Annotated in this window: 13 protein-coding genes; all 13 read right to left on the reverse strand. The window is 72.0% G+C overall.

Annotated elements, in window-relative coordinates; translation table 11 throughout:
• Window positions 1–768 precede the first annotated feature (768 nt).
• A complete protein-coding gene (locus AB8P05_RS32150; RefSeq protein WP_472762022.1) occupies window positions 769–2,118 on the reverse strand; it encodes a hypothetical protein in 1,350 nt (449 codons plus the stop codon).
• Complete coding sequence (locus AB8P05_RS32155; protein ID WP_455176249.1) at window positions 2,115–2,639, reverse strand: hypothetical protein; 525 nt, start codon at window positions 2,637–2,639, stop codon at window positions 2,115–2,117. Before AB8P05_RS32155 ends, AB8P05_RS32150 begins: the two co-directional genes overlap by 4 nt.
• Window positions 2,629–4,920 carry a hypothetical protein gene (locus AB8P05_RS32160; protein ID WP_455176248.1) on the reverse strand — a complete coding sequence of 764 codons (2,292 nt, stop codon included), beginning with the start codon at window positions 4,918–4,920 and terminating at the stop codon, window positions 2,629–2,631. Before AB8P05_RS32160 ends, AB8P05_RS32155 begins: the two co-directional genes overlap by 11 nt.
• Complete coding sequence (locus tag AB8P05_RS32165) at window positions 4,917–5,864, reverse strand: hypothetical protein (protein ID WP_472762023.1); 948 nt, start codon at window positions 5,862–5,864, stop codon at window positions 4,917–4,919. Before AB8P05_RS32165 ends, AB8P05_RS32160 begins: the two co-directional genes overlap by 4 nt.
• Window positions 5,861–8,587 (reverse strand): hypothetical protein, encoded by a 2,727-nt coding sequence (locus tag AB8P05_RS32170; RefSeq protein ID WP_472762024.1) that lies wholly within the window; start codon window positions 8,585–8,587, stop codon window positions 5,861–5,863. Before AB8P05_RS32170 ends, AB8P05_RS32165 begins: the two co-directional genes overlap by 4 nt.
• Before the next feature lie 38 nt (window positions 8,588–8,625).
• Window positions 8,626–9,186 (reverse strand): histidine phosphatase family protein, encoded by a 561-nt coding sequence (locus AB8P05_RS32175; protein WP_455176245.1) that lies wholly within the window; start codon window positions 9,184–9,186, stop codon window positions 8,626–8,628.
• A gap of 83 nt (window positions 9,187–9,269) precedes the next feature.
• Complete coding sequence (locus AB8P05_RS32180; protein ID WP_455176244.1) at window positions 9,270–9,503, reverse strand: hypothetical protein; 234 nt, start codon at window positions 9,501–9,503, stop codon at window positions 9,270–9,272.
• 35 nt (window positions 9,504–9,538) lie between these two features.
• Complete coding sequence (locus tag AB8P05_RS32185) at window positions 9,539–10,237, reverse strand: hypothetical protein (RefSeq protein WP_472762025.1); 699 nt, start codon at window positions 10,235–10,237, stop codon at window positions 9,539–9,541.
• Between the two features lie 10 nt (window positions 10,238–10,247).
• On the reverse strand, window positions 10,248–10,373 hold the full coding sequence (locus AB8P05_RS32190) for a hypothetical protein (protein WP_455176242.1): 126 nt from the start codon (window positions 10,371–10,373) through the stop codon (window positions 10,248–10,250).
• Complete coding sequence (locus tag AB8P05_RS32195) at window positions 10,373–10,675, reverse strand: hypothetical protein (protein ID WP_455176241.1); 303 nt, start codon at window positions 10,673–10,675, stop codon at window positions 10,373–10,375. Before AB8P05_RS32195 ends, AB8P05_RS32190 begins: the two co-directional genes overlap by 1 nt.
• A gap of 170 nt (window positions 10,676–10,845) precedes the next feature.
• Window positions 10,846–11,766: a hypothetical protein gene (locus AB8P05_RS32200; protein ID WP_472762026.1), complete on the reverse strand. Its 921-nt coding sequence runs from the start codon at window positions 11,764–11,766 to the stop codon at window positions 10,846–10,848.
• 83 nt (window positions 11,767–11,849) lie between these two features.
• Window positions 11,850–15,158 (reverse strand): hypothetical protein, encoded by a 3,309-nt coding sequence (locus AB8P05_RS32205; RefSeq protein ID WP_472762027.1) that lies wholly within the window; start codon window positions 15,156–15,158, stop codon window positions 11,850–11,852.
• A gap of 76 nt (window positions 15,159–15,234) precedes the next feature.
• Window positions 15,235–15,942, reverse strand: coding sequence for a CatB-related O-acetyltransferase (locus tag AB8P05_RS32210; RefSeq protein WP_455176239.1), 708 nt, complete (start codon window positions 15,940–15,942; stop codon window positions 15,235–15,237).
• Between the last annotated feature and the right edge of the window lie 33 nt (window positions 15,943–15,975).

Here is a 15,975-nt window from a genome sequence, read left to right on the forward strand (position 1 = left end):
TCCGGAACCAGGGCCGCGGCCAACCTCACGGCCTCCGCATGCTCGGCCGGGCCGGCCGGCCAGCTATAGGCGTGGCGTTCGGCCTGACAGGCCACGGCGGCCAGCAGCCGTTCGTCGCGTGCGGACAGGGCGGCCGGCACTTGCCGCAGCAGGGCCGCGCGGCGTTCCGGCAGGCGCGGCAGGAGGGCTTCCAGCGTCGCAGGCGCCAGCCGGGCTTCGCACAGCAGCACCTCGGCCAGGGCAAGCGCGCCGGCTGGCGGTTCGGAGGAGGATGGGAATTCCAGCGCCATCCCCTGCGGCAGGACCCGACCCAGGATGGCGGCAAGCCCCGGGATCACCGCCGCACGGCCGGGTCCCGGGGCGGTCAGCCACGCATCGGCAAAGGCGGCCAACCGGTCCAGCAACTCCCCGTCCAATGCCGCAAAGCCGTCCGGATTGGTCAGGGCGCTCGCAACCGCCTGCTGCGCCGCCGGATCTTCGGGGTCCAGATGCAGGGCGGCGAGGGCGTGGCGCCATGCCTGCGGCCCCCGGCCGGCGGCGGCATGGCTGGCGACAAGCTGCGCCCTGATGGCGAGGTCGTCGGGAACCAGGGCTGCCGCCTCCGCCAGAAGCCGGTGGATCTCGTCCCCCTGCCGATCCGGGTCGCGCTGCCGCAGGACACCGGCGCGGGCCTCCAGAACGGCGGCCAGCCGGCGCCGCGGGGCCGTCCAGCGGGAGGCCAGGCACCGGGCGCGCCGGGCCACATCCTCCGCCGCCGCAAGGTCGCGGTCAGGAGCCCCGGACAAGTTGGAAGCGGATAGCCGGTCGAGCCGCCGTCCGGCCGCATCCAGCGCGATGGCGACGGCAAGGCGGCGGTTCTCCTCGTCGCCCGGCTCCAGGAGCACCGCCCGCATAGCCGGTTCGACCGCTGCATCCGAGGCCGGCTCCGAAGCGCCGGAGCGGTCGCGCAGGCGCAGGATCGCGCCCAGATGGGCCAGGGCGGCGGCATCCTCCGGCCGGTCGTCCAGCAGCCGCCGCAGGTCCAGTTCCCCCTCGTGCAGGTTGCCGGCGCTCTGCCATTCCAGGGCGCTGCGCCGCATGCGGTCTGTGAAGCGGGCCGCGCCGAGCGCCCCGGCGGGCGGGGATGCCCCCCTTCGGCGAGGTGGAGGAAGGCGTCGAAGGCACGGCGGATGGCGGGAAGCTCGTCCTCCTCCCAGACCAGCCGCTGGGTGGGGGAGAGAAGGGATACTGCCCGTAGGGTTCGACACCCAGCCGCCGCTGGTGCTGCGCCCGCGCCTCGTTGACGTCCGCCAGCATCTTCAGCACGGCGCAGGGCGCATGCGGGTTGAGATAGGCGAGCGCCGCCGGGCCGTTGTTGACCAGCAGGTTGAACCAAGCCAGCTCGTAGAGCGCCATGCGCAGCGGGACGTTCCAAACCGGCTCCGGCCAGGAGACCGCGGCGCCCCAGTCGCCCGACAGCGGCTCGTGCGACCGCGCCATGTCGCGCAGGACCACCGACAGGTAGCGTTCCGGGTCCAGCCCGGCGGTGAAGGCGGCCCAATCCTCCAGCCGGCTGTTGCGCACGTCGCTGTAGGCGGTCTCGCGCAGGGTGACGGTCACCACCCGGCGCCCGGCGGCGCGTTCGTCCAGCCAGCGGCGCACCCGGCGGCGGGCGGCCTCCGGCGCCTCCAGCACGCGGACGTCCAGCCCGTCCTCGGCCCGCGCCATCAGGTGGGAGAACCAGTAGATCTCGCGCGGGTGGTCGATGTCGTAATCGGGCGGGAACAGATGGGGCGCGCGCGCTGCAACCAGCGCCCGCGCCTCCTCCCGCGTCCGGCAGACGGCCACCCCGCCGCCGCCCATCCCGCCGCCCGCCGACGCCAGCGAGGCCACCGGCAGGACGATCTGGCGCACCCGCCACCGCTGGTGGTCGAGCGGATAGGGATGGGCGGTGGCGCGGCGGTGCTCGTCGAACGGCGGCACGACGATCACCGAGAGGCGGCGGTAGCCGCGCTGCCGCCGCTCCACCTCGCCGTTGGCCACGGCATAGGCGACGTCGAAGGTCAGCGGCATCACCGCGAGGTCGAGGACGATGGTCAGGGTATCGGCCGGGGTATCGGCTGGGATGGGGCTGCTCATCGCTCCTCCTCCGGCTCGATGCCGGGCCAGCCGGCCAGGACGCTGCGGTAGATCTCGCCCAGCGCCGGGTCGAAGGCCATGCAGCCGTTGCCCTGCCCGACCCGGCCGGTGTTCAGCAGTTCCTGGCTGTTGACCATCAGCCGGTGCTGCAGACGGCGCCGTTCGTCGAGCAGGGCGGCGGTCGCGGCGAGGCCGGCCGGCGGGACGGCGATGTCGCGGGGACCGCCCGGCAGGGGGCGGCCGCTTCCCGTTTCGACCACCGCGATCCGGTGGGACCGGCCGTCGCACAGGGCCGCCGGCAGCACGGCGAAGAAGCCGCATTGGCCGTCGCCATGGCCGGCCGCCGCCAGCTCCGGCCGAGGCCGGTCGGCGACGATGCGCTCCACCAGCCGCCCATCGGCCAGGATGTCCAGCCCGACCCGCAGCGCCGGACGGCTGGGATCATGCGCCCAGCCATAGACGACCATGCCGTCGCAGCCCTCAAATGCACCGGCCGGGGCGTCCGTCTCCTCAATCCGCATGCCCGCCTCCCGCTTCGCCGTCGTCCGGCGGCCCCGGTTCCGGCCGGTGGCCGATCACCGCGCGCGACAGGCGGCGGAACAGCGGATGCCCGGCGCTGGAGAGGATGGCCGCGGCGCCGGGAACCCGTCCCGGCCAGCCATAGAGGGCGAAGACCAGCAGGTCCTTCGGCGACCGCCCGGCCTGCGCCTCCAGCGCCGGCAGCGCCTCGCGCTCCGCCGCCTCGGCCGGCGGGGGGTGGTCGCGCCAGAAGGATTGCCAGGCGAGCGCGCCCAGCAGGGTCAGCAGCGTCGGCGGCACCGCCGAGGCCGGAACGGCCGACAGGTGGCGCAGGCAGCCGCGCACCGCCTCGAACCAGGGGGCGAAGCCGGCTTCGTCGATCCGGCGGGCGGCCAGCACCGCGCGCAGCAGCCGGCCATGCGGCTCGGCATGGCCGATCGGGTGTTCCAGGATGCGCGCCAGATCGGTTCGCCGCCCCTCCGCCGCCGCGGCCAGCGACTGCGGCCACCAGGGACCGGCATGAAGCAGGGCGAGGGCGGCGGGGACGATGTCGACGCGGTTGTCCCCCGATTCCAGGATGGCGACCGCCGCGTCGACGGTGCCGTTGGCGACCAGCAGGTCCCAAGCCGCCGGCCGGCCGAGCGGCGGCACCGACAGGGCCCTCAGCGCCTCGGCCGCACGGCGCCGGTGCAGCGCGGAGTCCCGCCGCAGCCGGTACGCCGCCAGCCGGCGGGCCACTGCCTCCGCCCCGCGGCCCTGGACCCTCGCCCGCGCCTCCTGCACCGCGGCTGCGATGCGGCGCGCCGGCTCGCTTGCCGGGGAGAGGGTCACGGCGACGGAGGACGCCCGCTCCGCCTCCTCCAGCGCGTCGGCCGCCAGCAGGCGGCGGGCCAGTTCCAGCGCGGTGCGGGCGAGCGGGCCGGCGAAGCGCCGCTCCCCGGCATCCAGCGCCGCCGCCCGGACGCAGAGGTCGCAACCCGCCGCAAGGCTGTCCTGCTCGAGGGCAAGCATCGCGAGTTCCAGCGCAAGGCGAGCACCCGCCCGCGCATGCCGGCGGTCGCCGGGCGCGATGGCATGGGCCTTTTCCAGGGCCTGCAACGCAGCCCAGCCGTCGCCCAGCACGGCGAGCGCCAGCCCATGGCCGTGATGCGCCGCCGCCAGTTCAACGCTGTCCGGCGGGAGAAGCCGGATCAGGCGCGCGCAATCCTCCACCGCCGCCACGGCGTCGCCCTGCCGATGAAGGCGCCCGGCCAGCCGCAGCAGCCCGTCCGGCGCGGTGTCCGCCACGTCGGGTATCGGGGCGGGGGTCTCTGGAGCCAGCAGCGCCTCGAAGGCGGCAACCAGGGCCGGCAGATCGTCCTCGGCCCAGACCAGCCTTTGCCGCGGCCCGGCGAAGGCGTAGGAGGCGCCCGGCGGCTGGGCGACCCGGCGCATATAGCCGTCGGTGGTGACCGGGCTGTCGGCCAGCATCTTCAAGGTGGCATAGGCGACCCCGGCGCTGTGGTGGGCGAGCGCCGCCGGGCCGTTGTTGACCTGCATCACCGCCGCGCTCAGCTCGTAGAGCGCCATCCGCAGATCCAGGCTGCGCACGGCGGCCGGGCAGGCTACCGCATCCCCCCAGGAGGGCGGCAGCGGCCGGGCTGCAGTGTCGGCGTCGCGCAGGACCACCGGCAGGAAGCCGTCGCGGCTCAGCCGGCGGGCGAAGGCGGCCCAGTCGGGCAGGCGGCTGTTGCGCTCCGGCATGACCGGGGCCTCGCGCAGGACCAGCGCCACCACGGGCCGGCCGGCCGCCCTGGCCTTCCCGTCGAGCCAGCGGCGCATCCAGCCGCGGGCGGCAGCGGAGGCAGCCAGCGGGCGGACGTCCGCGCCTGCGCCGTGGGCCGCGGCGACGAAGGGGAAATGATGGCGCGGATAGGGGGCGGCGGGGTCGTAGTCGGGCGGGAAGACGGGCGGTGCGTCCCGGCCTTTGCGGTGCGCGTGCAGGCGCCGCACCGTCTCTTCCCGGCTGGACGCCACCGACACGGCCGGCCGACCGGGCAGCAGGCAGACGGCGGCGACCAGAAGCTGGGACAGCCGCCACACCGACTGCGCCGTCGTGAAGGGATTCCCGCCGTCGCGGAAGCCGTCGCTGGGACCGGGGACGATCACCACATGCAGACGCACCAGCCCCCGGCGCCGCCGCTCCGCCTCGGCCAGCACCAGGAACAGCACGACGTCGAAGGTGGCCGGCGCCACGGCCAGATCGTAGAAGGCCAGCAGCGCGTCGCTTCGTCCGGCACTCATGGGCTTCGCGGCCGCAGCGGCGGCAGGGCGAGGGTCCCGGCCATCCGCTCATAGGCGGCGGCGAGCGTCCCGGCATCGCAGGGGCCGGGGAATGGCCGCCGAACCGCCTCCGCCGCAAGGGCAGCCGCCGGCACCAGGGCGGCCAGCCGGTCCGCCGTGTCGCCGAAGGCGGCGCAGCGCGTCTCCGCCCCGAACAGGGCGAGACCGGCGCCGAACGGGTCCTCCACCAGCAGCAGGTCGCTCATCTCGTACAGCGCCAGCCGCAACTCGGCGTTCCAGGCCGCCTCGGCATAGAGCGGCACCGTCTCCCATACGGGACCGGGCGGACGGTGGGCGTCGGCGGCGGCAGGCAGCAGGACCGGCAGGATGCGGTCGCGGTCCAGCCGGGCGGCGAAGGCCGCCCACTCCCTTGCCCAGCCGTCCGTCCCGTCGCCACCCGCCATCGCGGCCGGCGACAGAGTGACCACCATCCGCCCGTCGTTCCGCCTCTCCAGCCATTGCCGCACATAGTCGCGCGCCTGCAGGGTGGCGCGCAGGGGAGCGGGCAAAGGGGACCCCGCAAGGTCCCGCGCCTGCGACAGGCCGGTCCGGCACTCGTGGAAGGCCGCCGGATCCGGCCCGCCATGGGGAACGGGAAAGGCGTCGGCACCGGCCAGGGCCGCCAGATCCGCGACCTCCCCGGCATCGCGGCACAGGGAGAAGCATTGGCCCGACGGCAGCAGCCACAGGGTCGGGATGACCTCGTTCCACAGCCGCCACTCGGCCTCCCCGTCCCAGGGCGGATCGCCGTCGGCTTCCCCGGTGCTGCGGTCGCACAGCACCACATGGCAGCGGCCGTGACCGCCCTGCCGGCGCGCGTGCTCGGCCGCGGCCAGGAACAGCGGCAGGTCCAGCGGCGGGGTGCCGGCGTGGAAATCCCAGAAGGCGTAGAGGATGTCGCTCATGCGGGGGCCTTGGGGGTAGACTGCACCCGGTCGCAGATGCGGTCGAGGATGCGTTCCCCCGCCGGGCCGGGGACCATGTGGCGGTCGAGGAACATCTGCCCGTCGGCGAGCGCCGCCGCACCGCCATCCGCCAGCACGCCGTCGAGGAAGTCCAGCCAGTCGGACGGCCGGCGCAGGATGGGCAGCGGCGCCAGCACCGGCAGGACGAGGTCGCCGCCGGCCACCGCCACCGGCCGCGCCGCCCTCGCCGCGTCGTGGGCGACGGTGGACGGGGTGGTGACCACCGCCGCCAGGGCCGGCATCAGGGCCGGCGCGGTGAAGGGTTCCCAGGCCGGATCGGCGGGATCGGCGAGGATCACGTTGCCGGGCAGCGCGCCGACCGGCATCTGCCCCAGCCAGCGGGCCGAATGGTGCGGCTTCACCAGAAAGCGCAGGGCCGGCCGTGCCGCCGCCGCCGCCGAAAGCGCCTCGACGAAGCCGGCGCGGAAGCGGTCGTCGTAGCGGTGCCAGTGCAGGTTCTCGAAGACGCCGACCAGGGGGCGCCCGTCGGCGGCCACCGCGGCCGGCAGGGCCGGGCGGACCAGCGTCGGCTCGCGCAGCGATCCCACCGGACACAACCGCCGCCGCACCTCCGCCGCCATCTCCGCCGGGGCCGCCGCCACCGGGAACCAGGTGAAGATGCGGTCGCCGCCCAGCCGGACGCCGGCGTCATGCACCTCGTCGAAATAGGTCAGCCCGATGGTCTCCAGCCCATGCTGGACCGCAAAGCAGGGAATGCCCAGCGCCGACGCGCGGCCGAGCAGCGCATGCGGCACGCAGTGGGAGGGATGGTCGGATTCGGCACCGACCAGCACGGCGTCGGCGGACGACAGGTCGGGCGCCCGGCCGGCCAGCAGCGCCGACCGCTCCGCCACCGTCCAGGCGATGCCGTGGCGGGCCAGCATGGCACGGGCGCGGGTCGAGCGGGTGGCGGCGTGGTCGGTCAGCACTGCGGTCAGCGCCACCGCTCCTGCCCCTGCGGCCGCCCTTGCCCGGCGGGCGGCGGCGGCCACCGGCTCCAGCAGGTCGACCTCCTCCGGCAGGTCGATCAGGATCAGCAGCCGCACCGGAGCCCGCCGACCGGCGGGAACGGCGGGCCGGGCCTCCGCGACCGCGCTTTCGCCACTGCGGACCGCCGCCGCCGCCAGATGCCGACGGGCCTCGCGCTCCCAATCGCGGACGGCGAGATCGCGCAGGCTGGCCGGCAGGCCGGGATCCGCCGCCGCCAGCACCGGAATGCCGCGCGCCAGGGCCGCCAGGATCGCCGGGCGCGCCAAGCCGCCCCCGCCGCTCCCGTTCTCGACGGCGGGGACCAGCGCCAGATCGCAGGGAAGCGGCAGGCTGGGGGGATCGACCGGCATTCGCTGAAACTCGACCGGGATGTCGCGGGCGATCCGGGAGAGCATCGCCAGCACGTCGTCCAGCGCCGGCCGGGTCCGGGCATCCGGCGGCGCGCACCACACCACCCGCCGGGGCGCTCCCGGCGGCGCGCCCATGCCCGGCGGCGGCGTCGGCGTCCCGGACAGCGCCGCGGCGAGGTCGGCCGCCAGCAAGGATATCTGCCGGTCACGCTCTGCCAGGGCGAGTTGCAGCGCCTCCAGCCGGGCGGGCGCATCGGATGGGCCGGCATCCGCTCCTTCGCCCCTGTCCTGCCCACCGATCCGGGCGGCGCTGCCCGACGGCGGCAGAAAGGTGAGGGTCGGCGGCATGCCGCGCAGGGGGATGTCGGTGCCGGCGAAGCGGAGCGTCACCCGCCGGGGCCGGCCGTCGAGCCAGGATTCCGGCGCCTCGGCGGCGAAGCCGCAGGGAATGGGACCACCGGATCCGTCGCCGAGAGGCGGCGGACGCAGCCGGTTGGCGGTGAGGCGGCCAACGGCCTCCTCCCCCTCGCACAGCTCCAGCTCGACCGGCCGGCCGGGCGCGAAGGCGTCGAGTGCCCAGCCGGTGATCTGCCGCCCCTCCACCGCCTCCAGATGGCCGATCAGCCCCGCCCGCTCCAGCATCGGCCCCTGGCCGCCATGGTCGGGCGGCCGGGCCTGATAGCCGAAGGGACTGCCGGCGAGGTCGCGGCCCAGGGCGTCGCGGATGCGCAGTTCATGGTTGGCGCCGTCGAAGCAGCGCGGTGGCAGCGGCAGGGCGAAGCCGTGCCGCCCGTCCCGTGCCTTTCCTTCCCCTTCCGCTGCCCCCTCCCCGGCCGGCGCCGGGTGGTCGGCGACGGCGAAGCGGAGAAGGAACACCCCGTCGTCCCATAATTCCAGCACGGTTCGGTCACCGGCATGCGGCATCGCCCGCACCCGGCCGAAGACGCGCCCGCCCGCCACACGCAGCACCGCCCCGTCGCACGGGCACAGCCCTTCCAGGTCCACCGGGCCGCCCTGGAGAAAGGCGCCGCCGACGATGCGCAGCTCCAGCCGGTGCGGACGGCCGTCGAGCAGAGGCTCCGGCAGGGGGGCGGCGAAGCCGAGCGCCGGCCAGGGCAGGTCCGGGCGCTGCCGGTCGGCGGGTCCGCGCAGATGGGGCACGCTGTCGACCAGCAGTTCCACCTCCGGCACCACGCGGCCGGTGGCGGCGACCCAGCCCTGCACCGCCCCCGATGCGACCTCCTCGATCCGGCCGTCGCAGGGCGGACGGACGGACGGAACGTCGGCTGCGGACGGAAAGGGGAAACCGGCGTGGATCTGCATGAAGAGGCGGCTTTTACCGGGCGGTGGGGAGGGTGGGATCAGGGGAAGCGGGTGATCAGGCAGTTGCGCATCGGCATCTCCGGCACAAGGTCCAGCGGCCAGCCGAGATGCCAGACGACCAACCCCTTGATGACGTTGCCATGGGCAACGACCAGCACGTCGCCGGTTTCCGCCGCCGGGGCGATGGCGCTCTGGAAATAGCGCACGGCGCGGGCCTGGGTATCGCCGATCGATTCGCCGCCCGGCGGCCGGTGATGCACGTCCAGGCAGGTCAGGCGGGCGGGATGGTCGGGCGGCAGGCCGGCGGGATCGGGCTGGTCCACCCCCTCCATCACGCCGAAATTCCGTTCGTCCAGGTCATGGTGGCGCACCACCCGCCCGCAGGCGCAGCCGCCATGGTCGAGGATCAGGGCGGCGGTGTCGATGGCCCGCGACAGGGTCGAGGTGAAGAGGGCGGCGAAGCGCCGCCCGGCGAGCTGCCCGGCCGCCTCCGCCGCCTGCCGCCGGCCGAGAGGGGTCAGGGCATGGTCGGTGACGCCGCTGAACACGCGCGCGAGATTGCCTTCGGACTCGCCGTGGCGGACAAGGAAGACGGACATGGGGGAAACCGCTCCGCTGCAACCGGCCCGGCCGGCATCGGCCAAGACATGCCGCAGAACGGCTTCCCGCACAATGCTTCAGGTCAGCCGTGGGGTGGTGCGGCATCCAGCCGGGAGGGCAGCGCGGCGATCAGCGCGGCCTCCTCCTCCGTCAGGGTCACCGGCTCGGCCGGGCCGAGGAACTCGCCCAGCACCGTCCCGCCCCCATCGGCACCGCCGTCGCGGGTGACGTAGCAGAACTGGGCATGGGCGCCGGCCAGCAGGCCGGTCTCGTCCCAGCGCACCAGCAGCTCGTAGGGGACCTTCTCGGTGATCATGCGCTTCTCCTGCTTCTGGGAAATGGGGGCGAAGGTCAGGCGACGGCGGTGCCGTCGGTCCAGCTCCAGCCGCTGCCCGACGACACCGCCAGCCGCCTGCCGCCGGCGCCGTCCGACACATGGATCAGGCGGCCGGCCGGGCTGGCGGTCGGCAGCGTCGCCACCGTGTAGCTGCGCAGGCTGACATGGCCGGCTGAGTCGAACACCGTGGCGCTGCCGACCGCCACGCCGCCGGTATTGGGGATGCGCAGACGCATCGTCGGACTGAGGCGGTTGGTGAGGAAGCAGATGTCCCCGGCATTGGCCAGGATGTTCAGCGACCGTGCGCCGCCGTGGGAGCTGTTGCCGCCGCTGTTGATCTGGACATAGGCGTCGCTGTCGTCGGCGTTGCTGCCCAGCGTCAGGCGGCAGGCGGCCGAGCCGCCGGCGCTGAGGTTGCGCAGCGCCAGCCCCTGGCCGGCATCGGCGGTGACGGCGGCGTTCTGCAGGGCGAGGCTGCCGAGGCCCAGGATGCCGCGCGCATCCGATGCCGCCGCCGCGGTCAGCAGCGCCCGGCCGGTGGCGGTGGAATCGGCGATGGCGGCGGAGTCATGGCCGTGCGAAGCCGCCGCAAGCCCGGCGCGCAGGGCGCCGACGGTGGTCTTGACGGTGGCTGTGCCGTCGTCGATGGGCACGATCTCGGCACCGGTCAACGGCCCGGAATCGGGAAGCTGGTGGAGGGCGATGTCGGTCATGGGCGTCACCTCATGGCTGGGATCGGGGGATGAGCCGGCTGCCGGAGCGGGTCAGCAGCGGGCAGCCCGAGCGGGCGGCCAGCCGGCGCAGGCGGCAGCCGGCGGCGGCCAGCAGCCGTCCGACGCGGCCCAGCATCAGCCCATCTCCGAGATGTGGAGCAGCCCGTCCTCGGCCGCCCGCACCACCGCGATGCGGTCGCCCGCCGCCGCGCGGAAATATTCGGGCACGCCCTGCGGCAGGTAATGGCCGGTCAGGACGTCGGCGGACGGCGCCGCGCCGAAGGCGACGAAGCAGGGGGAGGTGGCGACCAGCCGCAGGACCACCACCCCGAAGGGCTGCGAACTCTGCGTCGCGGCCCCGATGAGAACGGTGTGAGCGGCAGCCGGACGCAGCGCCTGGATGCGTTCGCCGAAATCGTCGATGGCAAGGACGGGCATGGCTTTCCTCCTGCTGGGATCGGGGAAACCGGCAAGGCCGGCGAGAACCATGACAACGTACCTAAAATCCGCCGCATGTGTGAGCTTATTTTCCTAAACCCTGAACAAGGGAAAGGCCGGCTCCGAAAGGAAGCCGGCCTTTCCCGCCGAACCGCCTTCTCCGCCTGCCGTCAGGCCGGAACCGTATCGGCCCGTGCCGCGGCAGCCGGGGCGGGAGCGGCGTCGGGCCACTCGCGCCCCTCGGCCTTGCCCTGGCGCTGGTAATGGTCGTAGGCCCAGGCGACCTTGCCGGCCAGCACCAGACCGGCGACATCGGGATAGCGGCGCAGGTAGAGATGGCCGGCAAGTTCCGACACGGGCAGGAAGCCGGGCCAGTCGCGCCCTTCCTGCCGGCCGCGGCCGAGGTAATGTTCGGCCGCACCCGCCACCCGGCCGGCGAACAGATCGGCGGCGACGTCGGGGTTGGCCTTCAGGTATTGCCCCTCCGCCAGCATGACCGCGTGGGCCAGGGCATCGATGGCCAGCTTCGGCTTGCCGCAGCGGCGGGCCGTGTGGGACAGCGAAGCCCAGAGGTCCCCGTCCTCCGCACAGAACAGGGACAGGCGGTCGAGGATGCGGCTGGCGGTGGCGTAGTCGCGCTCGTGCCGGATGATGGAGCCGACGATGGCCTTCAGCCCCTGGACGGTCTCCGCCTGGCTTGGGCCGGTCAGCGCCGCGTCCAGGTCGTCCGGCGTCCAGGCCCGCTTCTCCGCCAGCACGCGATAGCGGGTCAGCAGCAGGCGGCCGACGTCCGACCGCGCGCCGTCCTCGCCGAAATCGTCGAGGAACTGGCGGGCGAGGTCGAGCTTGCCGGCATCCATGATCGGCAGGATCACCGGACAGCTGTTCTGCACCGATTCCAGGCTCTCCACGATCAGCCTGCGGACGGTGACCGGCGACGGAGCGCCGAACATGTCGGCTCCGTTGCCGGTCTCGATGCCGATGTCGACGCTGCCGTTGCAGGTGTCGACCACGCCGCGCGGCAGGAAGAAGGACACGACCGCCGCCTCTTCTTCGCGGTAGATCTGCTGGAAATAGGCGTTGCCGTTCACCAGGACGCGGATGCGGCCCAGCGCCTCGGCCGGGCCGTCCAGATACAGCTTGCCCGAATACAGGAGGCGGCCGCCCTGCAGCTTCAGCAGGATATGCGCCCGGCCGGCCGGCCCGACAGGCCGGCGGGGGCGGGACCTGTCCGGTCCACGGGCGCCCAGCCGGTGCCGAAGAAGACGTCGGTCAGGTCGACCTCGTGGCGGGGGTGGTGCGGCAGCCCGGCCTCCCGGAAGAAATCGGGATAGGCGGCGTCCATGTCGCGCAGCCGGGTTTCCAGCTCGCCCATCGTCACGCTCTTGTCCGTGCGCAGCGCGCTGAGCCGGTCGCGCCAGCGGGAGCCGAAATACAGCTCCGCATGGGCATAGAGGTCGAAGTCGATCCCCAGCGCGCGCAGCGGTTCGGTGTGGGGGGACAGCGGCAGGGCGGTGCGCGCCGACTTGCCCATGGCAAGGATGGTGCCAGTCCAGTAGGGATGGCCGTTGTGCCAGCGGGGTTGCGAATACAGCCCCTCTTCGAGCGGAGCCATGAAACGGTCGGTCATGGCCTGGATCTCGGCCATGTCGTAGGTCTTGCCGCCGGCCCGGAACAGGGTCAGGACGCGGGAATTGGCCCGGTGCTCCGCCGTCGACCATTCGGAAATGTAGGACTGGAAGTCGCGCGGGTTCATCGGCACGTCCGGATGGACGAACTTCAGGTACTGCGTCTCCTTGTCCGGATTCTGCAGTTCCAGCAGCAGCATCTCGTCGGAATCGGCGACGGTGTGGATGCGGCCGGACGGCACCATCTCCGGGATGAAGCCATAGTCGCAATAGGCGGCGAGGTCGTTGCAGATCCGCTCCGGCCGGATGCACAGCATGAACAGCAGGTAGTTGCGGGCGACCAGCAGTTCGTCGTCGACATGCCAGTAGAACTGGTTCGCCAGGGTCGACACATAATCCGACCGCCGGGTCACCGTCTTGCCCTTCACCGTCGGGTGCAGATGGTCGAGCGCCAGCCGGGTGAAGGGACGCGACGGGATGGAGATCACCGGCCGGTCGCCGTCCCGCCGCCTCAGCATCTCCGGCACGATCGACGCCTCGTCCACCCGCAGGCTGGGGGCGAGAATGCCGTTGAAGTCCTCATGCGCCAGCAGATCGGCGAGATGGCCGAAGGAGCCGTCGGACGCGCAAAAATCGGCGTTCCAGAAGACGAAATGCGTGTTCAGCTGCGCCTCGCCCATCGCCATCACCCCCTTGTGGAAGGCGCGGGTCAGCACGATGCCGTAGGCGTTGCTGGCCGGGTGCCACCATTCCTGCAGAATGTCGTCGATCGGCAGCAGGTGGACCGGCGCCAGCCGGCGCAGCGCGTCATATTCCGGGATGGCGTCGAAATGGGGGGCGTCGGCCCCGGCGGTCAGGAAGACCAGATCGAAATCATGCCGGGCGGCGAGCGCCGGCAGGTTGCCCGGCGCCAGCAGGGTCGGCAGGCAGGACTGGCAGAACAGGCGGATGTAGGGTTCGCCCCAAAGCGCCACCAGCATGCGCACCCGCCGCCGCACCCCCGGCCCGGTCCAGGAGTCCTTGCGCACGGGAAGGGCAGCAGCCTCGGCAACGGCAGCCTCCGGCACCGGTGCGGCGGGCGCGGCCTCCGCCGGCTGGTCCTGGCGGCGGCACAGAAGCAGCCGGGTGAAGGAGAAGGCCGACGGCTGCGGCGGCTCGTCCGCGCGCCAGGGGCGCGACGGATCCTCTCCGGTCACGGTGAGGGCGACGAAGCCGCCGGCCGCCTGGACGACGGCGCGCGGCAAGACGCCGGTGCAGCGGTAGCGGTCCACCACCCATTCGACCTCGCCCTCCAGCGGGACGCCGCCGGCGCTGAGCCGGATGGTCTTCACCCCGCCTTCCGGCGCGCTGTAGACATACAGCTCCACATCATAGTCGCCCGGTTGCAGGCGGAGATGGACGGTGGCGCTGTTGTCGGGGCCGAGACGGCGCATGCCCTGCCCGAACAGGAAATCCTCGTCGCCCCAGCCGGTGCCGTAGAAGACGCCGCCCAGGTCGATCTCGACATTGGAGGCGGCCTCGATCCCGGAAGAGCGCACCGCCTCGGCATACAGGCGGTCGACCTCGCGCAGCCAGGCGGCGGCCTCGGCCTCCGTCGCCTTGAACAGGACGCGGGGGGCCGCCATCATCGCCGTCCCGCAGGCGCCGCCCAGCCGGCGGGCGGAATCGCGGTACAGTGAGAAGGAGCGCCGGAACCGGGTGCGGAAGGTCAGCCCGACCAGATCATGGACCTTGCGCGGCAGCAGGAAGGAGAAGCGCGGCTGCAGCCGGGCGGCGGCCTCCTGCCAGACGGTGCGGGCCAGCGGCGGCCCCCACAGCCCGGCGACGTCGATCGGGCCGGTGGAGACGATGGCGTCGTACCAGGCGTCGACCCGCCGCCGCACCGCCGTCCAGTCCGGCCCGCGGTCGCGGCCGGTATAGAAATTGATCACATAGCGCAGCACGTCGCGGTGGCGTGCGGAGCAGCAATGGGTGTTGCGGAAGAAATTGTCCCGGTACTGCTCGACGTCGCGCCGGGCATACCACGGCTTGACGTAATAATCGGGGTCGCTCATCTCCGCCGCGAGGATCTCGCGGGAATCGGTGACCACATGGGAGTCGGCGGGATCGGGGCAGACCCGGTCGACGAGGTCCCAGTCGATGGTGGTGATCTGGTCGACCGGCACGCGGTTGCGCGGATGGACGACGAAGGGATAGAGGTGCGTCGACCGCGCGATCAGGCCGGACCGCCCGACCCGGAAATAGGTGTGGAAGGGCATGAAGCCCTGGTCGTCCTCCGGCTCCCAGAAATGGGACAGGCTCATCTTGTGCAGGTTGTCGATCATCAGCCGCACCAGCCGGTCCGGCGGCACGGTGATCGCCTGGGTCGCCGGGTCGAAATGGCGGCCGCGCAAGCCCTCGACCATGCCCGGTTTGTTGGTGCGCACGCCCTCGATCTCGATGACCCGCTTGCCCGACGCCAGGATGCGGGCGATCGATTCGAAGGAGCCGTCGGAGAAGACCATGTCGGCGTTGAGGAAGACGGTCGCCGCCTCCGCCTCGTTGGCGAGCGCCATGCCGCGCAGATGGCCCCAGGACATCTGGTTGTACTTGTTGGCGTCGAAGCCGTCGAAGCAATGGATGTGGGACGGCAGCAGGGCGGACAGCGCCTGGAAGGACGGCGCGCTGCGGATCGTCTCCACCATGTCCGGCATGGTGAAGATGTGGAAGGCACAGCGGTACAGGCCCGGCAGGCAGGGGATGTTGCGCGGCGACAGAAAGGTCGGCAGCGTCACGTCCAGGAACAGCCGGACGTATTTCTCCCCCCACACCGGCACGACGAAATGAAGCGGAGGAACGTTATTCCTGACATCCATGGCCATTTCCCAGTCCTTCGTCGGAAAACGTTCCAACTTCCCAATATTCACGCCAGATATCGGTAGAATTAGCCTTCTAGTCCTGGGCAAGTATGGCTTTTAGCCGTTCGGCACCATATTTTTCCGGCACATACGGAGACAACGCCCCCGCCGCCTGTCGTTCTTCCAGCCAATCCAGAGCCCTGTCGATGTCATGGAAGGGGCAGCCGTACAAATCCTTGATGTTGTATTGCCACCAGGCGATTCGCTGAAGTCGCTCAATCGCTTTTTCGTCAAAGCGGTAGCGCTTGATCCGCCCCGGGTTGCCGACCACGACGGCATAGTCGGGGACATCCCTGGTGACCACGCTGCATGCGCCGATGATGGCGCCGTTGCCGATGGTCACGCCGGCCCTGATGTATGTGCTGTGCCCGATCCAGACATCATGCCCGACCTGCACCATGGCACGGGCGTCAAAGGGTTCGTAGCTGGGCAAGGCGTGCGTGGGGAAGAAGCCTGACCACTGGACAGGCGAGGTGCTGAGCCAATCTGTCGGGTGTTCCCCGAATCCGATATTGACATTGGTCGCAATCGAGCAGTATCGGCCAAATGATACATCATTATGGATGCCTGGACCTGAAATATAAGAGAAGGCTCCAATCGAATGTATTCCACCCATATTTGAACGAGTGAAAATCGGTGCCTCAATCACCATTTCCGGAACCGCATAGATGTCTCCTACGCATTTGATTCCATGCGCAAGCATCTTGTTGATTCCATCCCCGGAAATAGGAACCATCTCCATATCAATGTCCCCCTCCAAAATTCCCTATTCTTC

The sequence above is a fragment of the Azospirillum sp. VT-I1 genome, assembly GCF_055698305.1.

Excerpts from the sequence above, each read along its gene's own strand:
- AB8P05_RS32150 (WP_472762022.1), bottom strand. The coding sequence starts at position 2,118 with ATGAGCAGCCCCATCCCAGCCGATACCCCGGCCGATACCCTGACCATC.
- AB8P05_RS32155 (WP_455176249.1), bottom strand. The coding sequence starts at position 2,639 with ATGCGGATTGAGGAGACGGACGCCCCGGCCGGTGCATTTGAGGGCTGC.
- AB8P05_RS32160 (WP_455176248.1), bottom strand. The coding sequence starts at position 4,920 with ATGAGTGCCGGACGAAGCGACGCGCTGCTGGCCTTCTACGATCTGGCC.
- AB8P05_RS32165 (WP_472762023.1), bottom strand. The coding sequence starts at position 5,864 with ATGAGCGACATCCTCTACGCCTTCTGGGATTTCCACGCCGGCACCCCG.
- AB8P05_RS32170 (WP_472762024.1), bottom strand. The coding sequence starts at position 8,587 with ATGCAGATCCACGCCGGTTTCCCCTTTCCGTCCGCAGCCGACGTTCCG.
- AB8P05_RS32175 (WP_455176245.1), bottom strand. The coding sequence starts at position 9,186 with ATGTCCGTCTTCCTTGTCCGCCACGGCGAGTCCGAAGGCAATCTCGCG.
- AB8P05_RS32180 (WP_455176244.1), bottom strand. The coding sequence starts at position 9,503 with ATGATCACCGAGAAGGTCCCCTACGAGCTGCTGGTGCGCTGGGACGAG.
- AB8P05_RS32185 (WP_472762025.1), bottom strand. The coding sequence starts at position 10,237 with ATGACCGACATCGCCCTCCACCAGCTTCCCGATTCCGGGCCGTTGACC.
- AB8P05_RS32190 (WP_455176242.1), bottom strand. The coding sequence starts at position 10,373 with ATGCTGGGCCGCGTCGGACGGCTGCTGGCCGCCGCCGGCTGCCGCCTG.
- AB8P05_RS32195 (WP_455176241.1), bottom strand. The coding sequence starts at position 10,675 with ATGCCCGTCCTTGCCATCGACGATTTCGGCGAACGCATCCAGGCGCTG.
- AB8P05_RS32205 (WP_472762027.1), bottom strand. The coding sequence starts at position 15,158 with ATGGATGTCAGGAATAACGTTCCTCCGCTTCATTTCGTCGTGCCGGTG.
- AB8P05_RS32210 (WP_455176239.1), bottom strand. The coding sequence starts at position 15,942 with ATGGAGATGGTTCCTATTTCCGGGGATGGAATCAACAAGATGCTTGCG.